Here is a 15,787-nt window from a genome sequence, read left to right on the forward strand (position 1 = left end):
TGCACCGGTTGCACCAGTAGCACCGTTTGTTCCATTTGTACCATTTGATCCGGCAGCACCGGTTGGTCCGGTTGCACCTGTTGCACCAGTAGCACCGTTTGTTCCATTAGTACCATTTGATCCGGCAGCACCGGTTGGTCCGGTTGCACCGGTTGCACCGGTAGCACCGTTTGTTCCATTCGTACCATTCGATCCGGCAGCACCGGTTGGTCCGGTTGGTCCGGTTGGTCCGGTTGCACCAGTAGCACCGTTTGTTCCATTTGTACCATTTGATCCGGCAGCACCGGTTGGTCCGGTTGCTCCAGTGGCTCCATTTGTTCCATTAGTACCATTAGTTCCTGCAGCACCAGTTGGTCCTGTTGCGCCAGTAGCTCCGTTTGTACCGTTTGTTCCGGCAGCACCAGTTGGCCCTGTAGCTCCTGTAGCTCCGTTTGTACCATTAGTTCCTGCAGTGCCAGTTGGCCCTGTAGCTCCTGTAGCTCCGTTTGTACCATTAGTTCCTGCAGCACCGGTTGGTCCTGTTGCGCCAGTAGCTCCGTTTGTACCGTTAGTTCCTGCAGCACCAGTTGGTCCTGTTGCGCCAGTAGCTCCGTTTGTACCGTTAGTTCCTGCAGTACCGGTTGGACCAGTAGCTCCTGTTGCACCTGTTGCACCGTTTGTTCCGGCAGCACCTGTAGCGCCAGTGGCACCTGTTGCTCCGTTAGTTCCGTTTGTTCCTGCGGCACCAGTTGCGCCAGTAGCTCCTGTTGCACCTGTTGATCCATTTGTTCCGGCAGCACCAGTGGCACCGGTGGCACCGTTAGTTCCAGCAGCACCAGTTGCGCCGGTAGCACCTGTAGCTCCATTAGTTCCGTTTGAACCGGCAGCACCTGTTGGGCCGGTAGCACCAGTAACACCAGTAGCACCAGTAGCTCCGTTTGTTCCTGCGGCACCAGTTGCGCCGGTAGCACCTGTTGCTCCGTTTGTTCCGTTAGTTCCTGCAGCACCGGTTGCGCCTGTGGCACCAGTTGGTCCTGTAGCTCCGTTAGTTCCCGTAGCACCGGTAGCACCAGCTGTACCCGCTGCTCCAGTTGCTCCAGTTGCCCCATTTGTTCCGGCAGCGCCAGTTGGACCAGTTGGACCTGTTGCACCATCAATTCCATTGGCACCTGCAGCACCAGTTGCACCTGTTGCTCCTGGATTGCCAGGATTTGCTGAATTTAAAGAAAAAAGGGCAAATGGAACTGAAAGAAGTTCAGTTGTTCCAATCGATTGGAAATTATTTCCTCCACTTGCATCTGCTTCAACCTCTACAAACATATCGGATGTTCCCCAAGGTATGCTAATGTAGCTGCCAATAACTGGAGTTCCTGAACCTATTTTAATATTGAAAAGTCCGACGTTATTAGTATTTGTTAAATGAGTTTCCTGGTAAACAATTGTTCCTGCAGGAGAAACCTGACGCAAACTAATACGTAAATTGACTGCTTGGTTTTGTTGAACAATACCGGCATTATTTCTTAACACACCTTGGTAGCTGATAAAACCGGATTGGGAAAATCCTTGGCTTGTTAAGCAAAACGTAAAAATGAGGATGGATAAGACTCTTTTCATAATCAGGCTATTTAATGGAGTTAATGTCTTTATCATTCAAATACAATTTTGTTGAAGTATTGATGCCCATTTCGTTCAATTTCTATCATATACATTCCGGGCACTATTTGTTCAGGGGTTAAAATCAATTCGTTTTTAGAATAATTAAATTGTTCGAATACTAATTTTCCTGCAACATCATGTATTTTAATAGAGACAGGTCTAAATTCTGCATTTCTTATTTTGACAGACATATAATCATCTGCTGGATTAGGATAGATTTGCACCCAATTGGCTAAATTATCTTCGTCAATTCCATCAGGTGTAGGGTTGTTATTCATATATATCCCAGGGGCTACATCTGAACCAGGGGCATTTAAGGTATCAATCCAAAAGTTTAATTCACCTTCAACGGAATCATTAAAATTTAGGCATGGAGTATAGGTTTGATCCGGAGTTCCAGGCATTGCAGAATTAAAATGTTCTAAACCGGCATAATTTACATAAATTCTGTAACAATCTCCACCAACAATATCAGCAGGTAAGTTGTTGAATTCATAATAACCATTGTTATCGGTTTGAGTGTAATCAATTAACCTAGAGGGTACCGAATCCTTTTCAATAACAACGTCAATTAAAGGTATTGGGTCATTACTTGTTTCAGTCTTTCCGTATGCATTATCCCAACGAATATAACCCCAAACTCGACCCGGTCCTGAATGAGGTTCAACTTCTACAAGTGGAAAATTCAAGGTTGTGGTATCTCCGCAATTGGAAAAAACTGAGTCTGCATTTTGCCACAGGTAAACCGGAATTGTATCAAAATCAAAATATGTACAAACTGCAAGAGGAATGTTTGAAATGTTTCTTGGCCGAGCAAGTAAATAGTAAAAAACATCATCAAGATTTCCTTGAATTCTATATCTTCCATTAGCATCTGTAAAAGCAGAACGAGGGAAGTTTAAGGTATCAATGTTTGGTACTAAATCATAGTTTTCTAAAGCACCTAAAGCGTAGTCAGTTGGGAAAAGGAAAACTTCCACATCACCGGCACCCACTGGTACACCGCCATATGTAATAGTCCCTTCAAACCACCCACCAGTGGTACTAACCTCCAAGTTTTGGTTTGCCGATACCGTACAACCATGGAAATCATTTACAACAACTAAATAAGAAAAGGTATTAATAGGATAGAAAATTGGATTAGGAACGTTTGTTTCTCCAATTATATCTTGAGAGTTGGACCAAGAATAGGTGTAAGGCAGAGTTCCTCCTGTCACAATCATATCAAATTGTGCAATCCCATCTAAACAAGCCGTTAAGGATTCTGGATAGGATGCTGAAATTGCACTTAATACCGGTGGTTCTTGAATTTCAAAGGTGGTATCCGATTGCATTCCGAAAGCATCAATAACAGTCACTTGGTATATTCCTGCACTTAATCCATAAACAGAATCAGTATCAGATTGTCCGCTACTCCATTGAATGGTATAATTAGGAGAACCTCCTAGTATTGTTAAACCTGCAGCCCCAGTTTGAGTGCCATTGCAGTCAACACTATCTGTCGAAACAGAAATTGGGAAAGTACTTAATCCTTGTTGAAAGCCACCATTAATACTCGTAGAACCATTTATAATTTCAGAATAAAGCGGCTGTCCAATACTAAAACTAATTGAATTTCCATTTCCATTTAGAACGCCTCCACCCGGATTAAAATCCTGTTGCAGAATCTGTTGCCCGAATCCTTTCAGAACAAACAACGGAAACAAAAGTAGAAGTAGTAGTAATCTCAAAATGAAAATGTGTTAAACGAACAAAAGTCATAAAACTTTTGCAAATTTCGTCATTAAAACGACAAAAAAATGGGTTTGGGGTATGTAGATGGTCGAAAATTAAGGTAATAAGTTTTCAACAAATGTAAGGCTAGGTGTTAATTGTTTGATATTCAGTAATTTAAATTAAAGACCTATGTAGTTGAATTACTGTCTGTTTCAGATTTCTTTTCACTAGGTAATCAAAGAATTGTTTAAATTAACATTTGGCATATGGAGTAGTCCGTGATGTTTATCTTTTCCCCACGTTGGACAATCACACCTTTTGCTTCTGCATCCTGAACAGAGAAATAGGGCAGATAACATTCCAATAGCCAAAAGATCAATATACTTTCTTTTCATGACTAGTATTTATTTCCTGAAGTTCCAATATTTTCAATTGGATGCCAGGTAGTTTTGGTTTCTTGAAAGTCTTTAATAGTATATGGGGAATTGGTTGTTTCTGAACTCCAATCGGTTATTTGATTAAATAAAACTACTCTTTTTACATTAAGCGTGGCAAGTTCTTCTAATTCTTTAATTTCAGAATAGCTTTTCCGAGCATAACATATCCCTTTTACTTCCAAATGACTACACATGTGTGAAAGTAGTTCTTTCGTTTTTCCTGTTAGAATATTTACTACACCTCCCGGTACATCACTGCTATGAAGAACCTCCGCAAAGGATACGGCACTTAAAGGAAGTTTTTCAGAGGCTAAAACAATGCAGGTGTTTCCTCCTACAATAATGGATGAAATCAGGCTAACTAAACCTAAAAGGGGCGATTCTTCCGGAGCAATAACTGAAATGACACCTGTTGGTTCTAATACAGAAAAATTGAAAAAGGGAGAAGCAACAGGATTGATTGAACTAAAAATTTGCTGGTATTTATCAGCCCAACCTGCATAATATACTAGTTTATCAACAGATTGTTCTACCTCTTTTATTGCTTGAGTTTTAGAAAAGCCTAAGGTCTGTAATTCCTCAATAAATTGAGGTGATCTTGATTCAAGCATTTCTGCAATTCGATAAAGGATTTGACCCCTATTGTATGCCGTTTTACCGGACCAACTTAACCATGCATTAGATGCCGCCGCAACCGAATTCCTAAAATCTTTTCTGCTGCTTAAACAAACATTTGCTATTAGTTTATTTGACGGAGAAAATACTTCATAAAATCTTCCAGACTCAGTTCGAGGAAACTGACCTCCAATATAGATTTTATAGGTTTTCAAAATATTTAATCTTGGCATTCCAACAAAGTTACTATAAAAGATTATCAATTATTTTTTCCAAACTTATATTATCTGCTTCGGCACGGTAGTTTCTTACAATCCTGTGCCTTAATATGGAAGTTGCAACTGCTTTAACATCCTCTATGTCTGGTGAGTATTTACCTCTTATTGCTGCATGGCATTTTGCTCCAATTACTAAAAATTGGCTTGCTCTTGGACCTGCCCCCCAACTTAGGTACTTATTGACCATTTCAGTAGAATGTTCAGTGTTAGGGCGGGTTTTTGTGCTAAGTTTTACAGCATATTCTACCACATTATCTGCCACCGGAATTCTTCTTATTAAATCTTGAAAATAAACAATCTCCTCACTTGTAAGAATTTTGGAGAGTTCTATTCGGTGGTTTGCCGTAGTTTGTTTAACAATGTTAATCTCTTCGTTTAAAGTTGGGTAATCTAACCAAATATTAAACATAAATCGATCCAATTGGGCTTCCGGAAGCGGATATGTACCTTCTTGTTCAATAGGATTTTGAGTGGCTAAAACAAAAAAGGGTTTGTCTAAATCATATCTTTTTCCTGAAACAGTTACAGCCTGTTCTTGCATTGCTTCTAACAATGCACTTTGCGTCTTAGGAGGTGTTCTGTTTATTTCATCAGCCAAAATAATATTTGCAAAGAGTGGACCTTTGATAAATTTAAAATGCCTGGTTTCATCCAAAATTTCCGTTCCTGTAATATCACTTGGCATTAAGTCTGGTGTAAATTGAATTCTATTGTAGCTTAATCCCAAGGAATTGGCAATGGTATTTATTAAAAGTGTTTTTGCCAATCCAGGTACTCCAACAAGTAAACAATGTCCTTTGCTGAATATACTAATTAAAACCATTTCCACTACTTGGTCCTGACCAACAATGACTTTTGAAATTTCGTTTCTTAAATTTTTGTATTTGTTACCAAAAGCGTCAATTGCTTCTGCATCATTTTTGAAGTTAACCATTTCTTTAGGAGCTATACGAAATTAATTAGTTTCTTTAATCCAATTGTTATCGAATACACAGTTTTTGTAGTCAGGATCAATCTTTACATATAAATCCTGGGAGTGCTTTTTTATCCATTCTCGTATAAGTTTTTGTTTTTTCTCAGACAAAGCAGCTTCTTGTAACCTTTGGTAATCATCTCGCATATTTGCAACATGCGGTGCTGTTCTAGATTTCAAATAGTATATTTTATAGGAATTCCTTCCTCTTTCATCCTTTGATGCAATTGGTTTGGTGAATTGACCTGGCTCTAATTCATTAATGGCTGATAATAGCAGTGGATCAATCGTATTTAATTGATCTTCTTCAAATTTAGAGTTTCCTGAACTCGGATTCTGCAATAGACCGCCATTGTTTTTGGTATTCTCATCGTCCGAAAATTTTTCTGCAGCTTTCTCAAAAGTATATTTGCCTGCTTTTAAATCAGCATAAACGGAGTCTAATTTATTTTTGGATTTACTTACAGTCTCTTGTGACATTTGAGGTGTAATTAAGATATGTCTTACGTTAACCATTTCTCCTCTTCGTTCAATTAGCTGCATAAAATGGAATCCATATTCCGTTTCAAAAACTTCTGAAATGCCATTCCCTTTTAATCTGAAAGCCCAACTATCAAATTCAGGTACCATTTGACCTCGTTCAAAAAAGCCAAGTTCACCGCTATTCGCTGCAGTTCCTGGATCTTGGGAATAAAGTACAGCTAATGATCCAAAATTTTCTCCATTAAGAACTCTCTGCCTTAAATCCTCTGCCTTATCTTTTGCAATTTTTTTCTCCTCTGAATTAAATTTAGGCATTGCAACTATTTGTCCAACTTCAACTTCTGAATTGATGTATGGCAAACTGTCTTTTGGGATTTCATTGAAAAACTGTCTAACCTCCGCAGGTGAAACTTTTGCATCTCCGGTGATTTTTTGCTGCATTTGCTGCGATAATAATTGATCTTTTATTAGTTCCTTGAAATCCGCTTTAATTTCAACTAGAGATTTTCCATAAAATTCTTCCAGTTTTTCTTGAGAACCAATTTGTTGGATAAAAAAACGTATCCTTCTTGTCATCTCATCATCAATTTGATCATCACTTACTACTAAGCTATCATGTTCTGCTTGATTTAAAAGTAAGCGTTGGAATAATTGATCTTCCAACAAAGTACAACGAGTGTTTTGATCTGTAGGCATTCCTTGTTGAACCACCTGTTGGTATTGTGATTCTACTTCGCTTAAAAGAATGATATGTCCACCCACTATCGCAACAATTTTATCTGCAATCATTGGTGAAGGTTGCGCGTATAAGCTTAGAGGCTTTAGACAAACCATCATAATGGTGAGTAAAAATAAAATTGGTGTATTTTTTAGGATTATTTTCATTGTCGAGCCAAAAGTACTTTTAAAGCGTGAATTCACCAGCATTTCAATTGTCATAAAAAAAAATAAAAAGCTTCCTGAAAGTGTAATTTGAATTTTCAGATTCTAATATATTTCGAATTTTCCTTTTTCTGACCCTTGTTTGAATTGGTTTTCTTCCATTTCTTTTATAATGTTCAGTTTTCTTTTATTTATTAGAATATTTTGGATGTTTTCCTTTTCTACACTAATAGGGGAAATATCATCTCTTGTTTTGAATCCTTTAATATTAACCAAGTATAAACCGCTATTGTCTTGAATTTCAACAAATCTATTGTTTTCTAAGAAATCTTCTTGGTCGTAAGTTTTAATTGGTATTTCCTTCAATAAGTCATCAAAGATTAACCATGAATTATCGTCGAGGTAATAATTAATGGCCCCGGAGATACACCAGTCCTCTAAATTTTTTCGATCCTTGGGGTCGGAAGATTTTATCCATTTTCTAACTTTATCAAGATCTTTTGTTTTTTGATCTACCTTAACATAAACTACCTTGATGATATTGTTCTTTAATTCAAAATTGGATTTATTTTTGGCATAATAATCCTCAATTTCTTTGTTGGATATCGTGGTATCAAGTTTGGTAGCCAATAATTCTTTTTGATACTGATAAAGAATGAGTGAATTTTTATAACTCTCAACCTGTTCATCCAAATCTTCCGGCATTTCTTTAATATTATCGAGGGCTTCCTGTATAGCAAGTTTCTCTTTTATCCATTGGTTGATATAGGTTTGAATTACTTCTAAACTATCCTTGCCAGTATATCCGTCAGGAACCACTTGTTTAACATCTGTTTCGTATAAATAATCACTTCCTACTCGGGCAATTTTTTTCCCTTTTCCTTTATTAAAGAAGTTGCAAGATGAAAGAAAAATAGTTCCCGTGAAAAATAGCAGGGGTAAAAACGAAAATGCCTTACCCCAATAGGATAAAGCATTTTCACTTTTATTCTTTGATTTTTCTATAAGAATCACTTAATCGAAAATAACACGTCTTTATTAACTTGGAATGGATATTTTTTTCTTAATGAATCTATCCACTCTTTTTCTAGATATACTTGGTAGTCAGCAGTTACTAATCCCTTAGCTTCATTTAATGTTTTTGGAGTTGGAGCTACTTTCCCTTTAACATTTACAACAACAATTTGACCGTTAAAGGCAATGTCCGGTGAAATTCCAGGTTCCCATTTAACAGATTCCAAAACATCCATTTCTCCTTTTATGAATTTTCCGGTTTCTACTTTTAAATTTAGCTGGCTGTCTTTGTTTAATTCAGCTTTTATTTCTTCATCACTTGGTTTGCCTGATTTATTTTGTTTCATCAATTGTTCGCGTACCTTCTTTGCAACTTCAGCATCTTTGCAAGTGTAAATGGTGGCATCCAAACGCTCTTCCCACATGTAATTGCTCTTATTGTTTTCATAATAAGCTTTTAACCCAATAGAATCTTTAACAGCCTTGGACCAAACTTTTTTATCAGTTAAATCAAACAATAAAATTCCGTCTCTGTACTCTTTCATCAAATTACGGAAATCTGCGTATTTACCTTCTAGTTTGGTGTCTTCAAAGGCAATACAACTTTCGTCTACAAATTGTTTATATAAACTGCCGATGTAAACACCCATATCTATGGCCGAGCGTTTTGCCTGATGTTTTGAAATAAAAGTTGCAAAATCAGTTTGTGTATATTGTTTATCACCGATTTTAAATAAAAATGATTTGAGATTTTTGGCGCTTTCTATTTTCCAAAGTCCTTTAAATACATTGGTGTCAACCACCGAAACAAATTCATCCCTTTTTTTCAAATCTTCACTAAATCCATATTCCTTTTTAACACGGGCTATGATGCTTTCTTTGCTAAGTTGAGAACGGGAATCTTTAGAAACTTTTTGTTTTAGGTCATTTTTTTGTTCTTCAAAACTAGGAATTCCTTTTCTATCCAAACGTTTAACAATGTGCCAACCATAGGAAGTTTTGAATGGAGTAGAGTAATCGCCATTGTTTTTTAAAGCAAATGCAGCTTTTTCAAATTCCGGAACCATTCTTCCTGTTCCAAACCAAGGTAATTCTCCACCTTTTGTTGCACTTTGTTTATCATCACTAAATTGTTTTGCCAAATCTTTGAAATCGCCTCCTGCAACTAATTTTTGATATATCTCATTAATTTTTGTTCTAAAGGCTGCTGTATCCTCCGGTTTAGCATCTTTTGCCACCTTAACCATAATGTGGGCAGCTAATACTTGACCTTGTGCATCACGTTTATCAAAAATCTTTAGAATGTGGTAGCCGTATTTGGTTCTTACTGGTTGTGATACCTGCCCAACCGGTGTATTGTAGGCCGCATTTTCGAAAGGGTAAACCATTTGCATGGAAGTGAAATAACCCAAATCTCCTCCATTATCCTTTGCAGATGGGTCTTCACTATACTTCTTAGCCAAGTCTTCAAATTTCTCACCGGCCAATACTTTTTTACGAATTTCCAAGGCTTTATTAAATGCGGCTAAGGTGTCTTTAGGTAGCGCATTCTGTTCACATTTAATTAAAATATGGGAGGCTTTTACATCCGTTTTTTGACGATCATAAGCTTCCTTTAAAAGTTTATCAGATACTTCTTTGTCTACTAAGTAAGGCTGTGAAAGTTGCTTGCGATAACCCGCTAACTCATCTTTGAACGCTTTGCCGGTATCTAATTTTGCTTCTTCAGCTTCTTTAACTTTCATACGGAAATTAATGTACAATTCCATGTACTCTTCCAATGCTTTTTGAAGGTCGCCTGAAGTTTCCTTGTTATTTTTCCTGTATACCGTTTCAAATTCAGAACGGGTAACCTTGCTATCCCCAACTGTAAGTACAACCGGATCTGAACCTGATTGGGAAAATGCTGAAATCGTTGATAAACAAATTGTTAAGATGAATATGGGTGAAATTTTCTTCATGTTCATTAGTTGATAACTTTTCTTGCGGGGTGCAAATGTATAAGTATTTGCTAAAGACGACTTTAAAAATAGTTAATACACTGAAAAAGTTGGCAATTTTGTTTCAAACCTGGATCGAAAATGCAAAACACAAAGCAAGTTAGTGACCCCTAATCTCCTGTAGATGTTCTTGTAAGTTTTACCTTCGCTTCGTGGAAATTTTAAAGTTTATTACCGCAGGTAGTGTTGATGATGGTAAAAGTACGCTTATTGGAAGGCTTCTTTACGAAACCGGAAATATACCCAAGGATGAGTTCAATTTTATTTCTTCCAAGTATTTAACTGCCAATGGACAACCTGATTTTTCAAGATTTACCGATGGTTTAGCCGATGAGAGAGCTAAAGGTATTACCATCGATGTTGCTTATCGCTATTTCTTTACCACGAATAGAAAGTACGTAATTGCTGATTCTCCGGGACATAAAGAGTTTACCAGAAATATGTTCACGGCTGCATCCAATGCTGATCTTGCAATTATCCTGGTAGACGGACTTTGTGGTGTTACCGAACAAACAAAGAGACATAGTTATATTGTTGATTTTCTTGGTATTAAGCAACTAATATATGCTGTTAATAAAATGGATTTATTGGACTATCAAGAAGCGGAATTTATTTCGATTCAATCCGATTTATTGGCGCTTTCCAATGAGTTAAATAGTAGTCCGGTTGTAATCCCTATTTCTGCATTGAACGGCGAGAACTTAGTTGTTAAAAGTAATAAAATGAATTGGTATGCTGGACCAACTCTATTAACTTGTCTGGAGAATTCTAATCCAAAAACCTCCACAGGTAATGCGGCTGCAATGTGGGTGCAACATGCAAGTAAGGTTGATAACAAGTGGATTGCCATGGGTAAAGTGCTTCAAGGCAGTTTTTCTTTGGGAAATATAGTGAAGTTGCCGGGGGATGTTCCGGTTAATATTCTATCTGCCTGGAAAGCCGGTAGTTATTGTGAAAATCTTTTAGCTCAAGAAGCAGCCTCGTTGAAACTTGAATCGGAAGTTAGTATTGAAAGGGGGGATTTGTTGGTGAACGGCAACTTGGATATTTGTTGGGAGGATAGAATTAAGGTTAGATGCTGTTATTTTTCAGAGAATCCGGCCAGAATTCATTCTGTTTTTTGGATTAAAGTAGCTGGAATGGTGGTGAAAGGGGAAATAGATTCTATTTTCCAAAGGTATGCTATTGATACCGGTGTTTTGGAGGAAAATGTGGAATCCATTGAATTAAATGATTTTGTTTGGCTCGAACTGCAATTGGATAGTCCTATACTTTATTCTCTAGGTTCGATTCCTGAATTAAGCAGGGGAATCCTCATCGATCCGAGCTCTAATTTTACCGCAGCAGCTTTTCTAGTTTAATGGTGCTGTTTGAAAAATTGTTAAGATTTCCCCGCCAGAGAAAGAACCTCTTTGACATGACCTACCTTTGTCCTTTCAATACCTTGGTTCTAACAAAGCATATTGGATAACTTGAGAATCTTGGTTTGTTGTTTTGGCAATTTACTAGTATATTGCACGTTTGAAACTAATTAATGCATTACTCCATTTTAAAATGGTAAAAAAGATAGTTATGTTGGCTTTGGGCGGGATATTAGCCCTTCATCAATTGGCCACAGCACAGGTTCAGTCCCTCGTTCGATTTGTTGAAGATGATCCGATTATTTCGGTTCTAGATAGCCTTTCTACTTTGAAGTTTTTTAGGAATTCAACTTTTACAACTGATCGAAATATATTAAATATCTACAAATTTCCTGTAGATTCGGTTCCTAAGTATGATGACTTTATTTATCAATACCGAATTTCTAAACTGAATGCCAAATCTCCTTTTCATTTGGTTTATAATAGCGCAGTTAAGCAGTATATCGACGCGTATTCGATAAGGAAAAGGGATTTAGTGCCACGATTGCTTGGTCTATCTCAACAGTACTTTCCCTTGTTTGAAGAACAATTGGATAAGTATAACTTGCCTTTGGAATTGAAATACCTTGCCATTGTGGAGTCTGCTTTAAATCCTATTGCAACTTCAAAATCAGGAGCGAGAGGTCTTTGGCAATTTATGTATCAAACAGGGAAAATTTATAACCTCGACGTTACTTCTTATGTAGATCAACGTTGCGACCCTTATTTGGCAACTATTGCAGCTTGTGAGTACTTTAAGTATTTATACGATATGTTTGGAAATTGGGAATTGGTTTTGGCAGCCTATAACGGTGGACCAGGTACAGTTAACAAAGCTATTCGCAGAGCGGGAGGTAAAATGAACTATTGGGAAATTCGTCCTTACCTTCCAGTAGAAACTCAAGGGTATGTGCCTGCCTTCTTTGCAGTGAATTACATTATGAATTATGCCTCCGAGCATAATTTATTCCCGATTTCTCCGCGTGTTTTTCATTACGAAGTGGATACTGTTGTAGTACGTGACCGTGTTACCTTTGAAGCATTGAGTAATGCTTTGGATATTCCAATGGAGGATATTCAATACCTCAATCCAATGTACAGACGTCTGGTAATTCCTCCTCCTCAAAGTAATTCAGAGCCTTTTACCTTGGTACTTCCAATTTCTAAAATTGGCAAATTTCTTAGTAATGAGGCTTCCGTTTATGAGTATTCTAAGGAAATTGAAAACGTAGCTTTCGCTAGCAATAAGGAGTTTGAAAGTGTAGAAGTACAAAAGAAACATAAAGTGAAAAAAGGGGAAACAATGACCCGTATTGCCGCCCGATATAAATGTACTGTCTACGATATTAAAACCTGGAATAACCTAAAGAAAAACAGCGTTCATACCGGGCAGGTACTTACCATCTATGTTAATAAGAAAGTGGAAGTGGCAAAACCGGAATCCAAACCTACTACTACCGATGCACCGGGGCAAGTGGCTGAAAATACTGAATCCAAATCAATTCCGGCAAATGCCATAGAAGAAACTGTTGAAACAAAACTGGAAAATCCTTCTAAACCCGTTTCAAGCACTCCAAAATCAAAATTTGTAACAGTTAAAAAAGGTGATACTCTTTTTAGAATTGCAACAGAGAATAACCTAAGCCTCGACGAACTTTTGAAATTAAATGATTTGCACCGAAATTCAACCTTGAAAATTGGTCAAAGATTAAGGGTTGGATAAAAGTTTATTCCATAACTTTTATTACCTTGGCTGGACAACTTTCCACAACCCGCAAACTCAATTCCCTGGTAAATTCCGGAATTTCCAATATGTGGGTAGTTTTCTTTAAAACGGAATGAAGCAAGGTCGCTTTACCATCCTTTTTGGATAATCGCCAATATTCAGGTTGCATTTCAAAACATATATTACAACCAATACATTTCGAACGGTAATGAACTAATTTAGGCATGCTCTGCTACAACTTTATACAATTTGTCATTCTTCCGGATTCCCTTATTATACTTAAAAGTGATTTTGTCACCCTTGACGGCATTTTCTGCCTCTTGGCCGTTCACAAAAAGAGAAACTAATTGGATTTTATCATAACCGGTATCTCTGCCTATTACCATAATGGTGTCACCTTTTTTTATTTGTCCGGTTTCTATTTCAAATTCAGCAACCTCTAATTTGGGGTAATATTTGGTCCCTCTCGCAATGTAAACTTTCTTCTCAGTAGCTTTAGAACCCGGATGTTTTTCTGTCCATTCACCCAGTTTTTTTCCCATGAAATACCCTTCCCAAAATCCTCGGTTATATACTGAAGCTAATTTCTCCTTCCAAACTTCTACCTTTTCTTTGGTGTAACTACCTTCCATCACTGAATCAATAGCCTCTTTATAACACTCTGTAGTTGTATATACATAATCGGCCGACTTTCCTCTTCCTTCAATCTTAAAAACGGCAACCCCGGCTTGTATTAACTGATCAACAAAATCTATGGCACAAAGGTCTTTTGGCGACATGATATATTCATTGTCAATTTCTAGTACGTTTCCGGTTTCCTTATCTATTACTTCATAGGGCCTACGGCAATTTTGAACACAAGCTCCACGGTTTGCAGATGCATTTTTTTCATGCAAACTCAAATAGCATTTTCCTGAAACAGCCATGCACAAAGCTCCATGTACAAATACTTCAATTTTTATCAATTCTCCGCTAGGTCCTGTAATTTTCCTTCGTTTTATTTCCTGGGTTATTTTGGCAACCTGGGTTAATGTAAGTTCTCTAGCCAAAACCACTACATCTGCAAACTGTGCAAAAAAACTAACCGCTTCTATGTTTGAAACATTGGCCTGGGTAGAAATATGCAAGGGCATTCCATATCGTTTGCACATTTCAAATACTGCAAAATCAGAGGCAATTATGGCATCTATACCTGTTTCCTTGCAGGTTTTTACAATTTCCTGGGCTAGTACTATATCATGATCATAAACGATGGTATTCAGGGTTAAATAGGATCTTACCCCATTTTTTTTGCACAAACCTGCTACTTCAGCCATATCATCTAAAGTGATGGTGGGCACTGATTTGGTTCGCATATTTAATTGTTCTACTCCAAAATAAATTGCATCAGCTCCTGCCTGAATGGCTGCGTGTAAGGCTTCAAATGAACCTACCGGAGCTAATAATTGGGGTCTTGTATCCATACTAGTGGGTAAATAGAAGAGTTTGCAAAGATACGCATTCCGAACAAGATGTTATTTCCTTCCCCGAAAGTACCATTCTTACTAACCTTGGAAAGGTGGCCAGTTCCTATTTTATCCTTGCTATGCCTGGATTTTGAAGTCCTTCATGTTTTCATTGGAAATTGTTTTCCTTCTTCCGTAGAATGGTACATTTCAAATCAGTTGTTTTTGGGTAATGAAGATGTTCGCAATTTGGGAATGGGGCTTTGAAAAGTCTACCTGATTCATGGTATTATGCTAAGGTAGTAATGGGATTTTTGTTGTTGAAGTTCACTAAAATCAAGGAGTTCAAGAGTGAGCTGATTTTTTACATCTTTTGCCTGACCGCCGTCATACCTATCCCTTTTTGCCCCTTTTACATTTGATGAAAATTAATTGATAATATGGAATTAACAGCACAAAAAGACGACCTGATGGCGCCCGAAGTGATTGCCGATCCGCATTCTTACTACCGTCGTTTACGCGAAAACGATCGTGTTCATTGGAATGAACGTTGGAAAGGTTGGGTTCTCACCGGCTATAAGGAAGTAGTAGATGTATTGCGAGACGCTGAACATTTCTCATCCGACCGGATGGGGTATTTGGCCAATGAACTTTCTCAGGAAGAAAGGGAATCCATTGCACCCATTTTTAATGTTTTGAAATACTGGATGGTAATCCGTGATCCACCTGATCATACGGTTTTGCGTATGCTACTCAATAAATTATTTACCCCGGTTGCCATCGAACGCTACCGTCCTATGGTGCGTAAAATTGTTCAACGTGCACTGGATAAGGTAGTAGCCAAAGGAAAAATGGAAGTGGTGAAGGATTTTGCCTACGATATTCCAATGTCGGTAATTCTGGAGCTAATTGGTGCACCTGACCTTGATCGGGAAAAAATTAAGGAATGGAGCGAAGCCATAGGGGTGTTCTTCTTTATTAAAGCCGATGAACCTCGTCGCCGCGAAATAGCTTGTGAAGGAATTAATGAATTAGTTAATTACATTGAACCTTTGATTGCTCACCGCCGCGATCACCCCGGAATAGATATGATTTCCTTGCTGATTTCTGCCGAAGAAGCCGGTCAAATCACCTACAACGATGTTTTGGCAACCTGTGTTTTGTTGATTTTTGGTGGACATGA

At 37.8% G+C, this 15,787-nt stretch carries 12 protein-coding genes; 3 read left to right on the forward strand and 9 right to left on the reverse strand.

Annotated elements, in window-relative coordinates:
- The 7 genes from K1X82_11625 to K1X82_11655 all read right to left on the reverse strand — a co-directional run.
- A partial coding sequence (locus tag K1X82_11625) for a collagen-like protein (GenBank protein MBX7182756.1) occupies positions 1-1,629 on the reverse strand: 1,629 nt, incomplete at its 3' end.
- Positions 1,626-3,365 (reverse strand): T9SS type A sorting domain-containing protein, encoded by a 1,740-nt coding sequence (locus tag K1X82_11630; GenBank protein ID MBX7182757.1) that lies wholly within the window; start codon positions 3,363-3,365, stop codon positions 1,626-1,628. The genes K1X82_11625 and K1X82_11630, both read right to left, overlap by 4 nt.
- A gap of 383 nt (positions 3,366-3,748) precedes the next feature.
- The gene (locus K1X82_11635; GenBank protein ID MBX7182758.1) at positions 3,749-4,636 is read right to left on the reverse strand and encodes an aldehyde dehydrogenase family protein; all 888 of its coding nucleotides are present in this window, start codon (positions 4,634-4,636) and stop codon (positions 3,749-3,751) included.
- A 13-nt stretch (positions 4,637-4,649) separates the two neighbouring features.
- Positions 4,650-5,615: an AAA family ATPase gene (locus K1X82_11640; protein MBX7182759.1), complete on the reverse strand. Its 966-nt coding sequence runs from the start codon at positions 5,613-5,615 to the stop codon at positions 4,650-4,652.
- A 21-nt stretch (positions 5,616-5,636) separates the two neighbouring features.
- Entirely contained in the window at positions 5,637-7,022 is a 1,386-nt protein-coding gene (locus K1X82_11645; protein ID MBX7182760.1) for a peptidylprolyl isomerase, read from the reverse strand.
- Between the two features lie 102 nt (positions 7,023-7,124).
- Positions 7,125-8,033, reverse strand: coding sequence for a hypothetical protein (locus K1X82_11650; protein ID MBX7182761.1), 909 nt, complete (start codon positions 8,031-8,033; stop codon positions 7,125-7,127).
- The gene (locus K1X82_11655) at positions 8,030-9,994 is read right to left on the reverse strand and encodes a peptidylprolyl isomerase (protein ID MBX7182762.1); all 1,965 of its coding nucleotides are present in this window, start codon (positions 9,992-9,994) and stop codon (positions 8,030-8,032) included. The genes K1X82_11650 and K1X82_11655 overlap by 4 nt, the downstream gene beginning before the upstream one ends.
- A gap of 191 nt (positions 9,995-10,185) precedes the next feature.
- Between K1X82_11655 and K1X82_11660 the strand changes: the two genes are divergently transcribed.
- Positions 10,186-11,394, forward strand: coding sequence for a sulfate adenylyltransferase subunit CysN (locus K1X82_11660; protein ID MBX7182763.1), 1,209 nt, complete (start codon positions 10,186-10,188; stop codon positions 11,392-11,394).
- A gap of 193 nt (positions 11,395-11,587) precedes the next feature.
- The gene (locus K1X82_11665) at positions 11,588-13,156 is read left to right on the forward strand and encodes a LysM peptidoglycan-binding domain-containing protein (GenBank protein MBX7182764.1); all 1,569 of its coding nucleotides are present in this window, start codon (positions 11,588-11,590) and stop codon (positions 13,154-13,156) included.
- A gap of 4 nt (positions 13,157-13,160) precedes the next feature.
- Here K1X82_11665 and K1X82_11670 read toward each other — a convergent pair whose 3' ends face one another.
- Complete coding sequence (locus tag K1X82_11670) at positions 13,161-13,328, reverse strand: hypothetical protein (protein ID MBX7182765.1); 168 nt, start codon at positions 13,326-13,328, stop codon at positions 13,161-13,163.
- A gap of 49 nt (positions 13,329-13,377) precedes the next feature.
- The gene (locus tag K1X82_11675; GenBank protein ID MBX7182766.1) at positions 13,378-14,622 is read right to left on the reverse strand and encodes a U32 family peptidase; all 1,245 of its coding nucleotides are present in this window, start codon (positions 14,620-14,622) and stop codon (positions 13,378-13,380) included.
- 422 nt (positions 14,623-15,044) lie between these two features.
- Here K1X82_11675 and K1X82_11680 point away from each other — a divergent pair.
- On the forward strand, positions 15,045-15,787 hold a 743-nt coding region (locus K1X82_11680; protein MBX7182767.1), incomplete at its 3' end, for a cytochrome P450.

The organism is Bacteroidia bacterium (assembly GCA_019695265.1).
Lineage (GTDB): Bacteria > Bacteroidota > Bacteroidia > JAIBAJ01 > JAIBAJ01 > JAIBAJ01.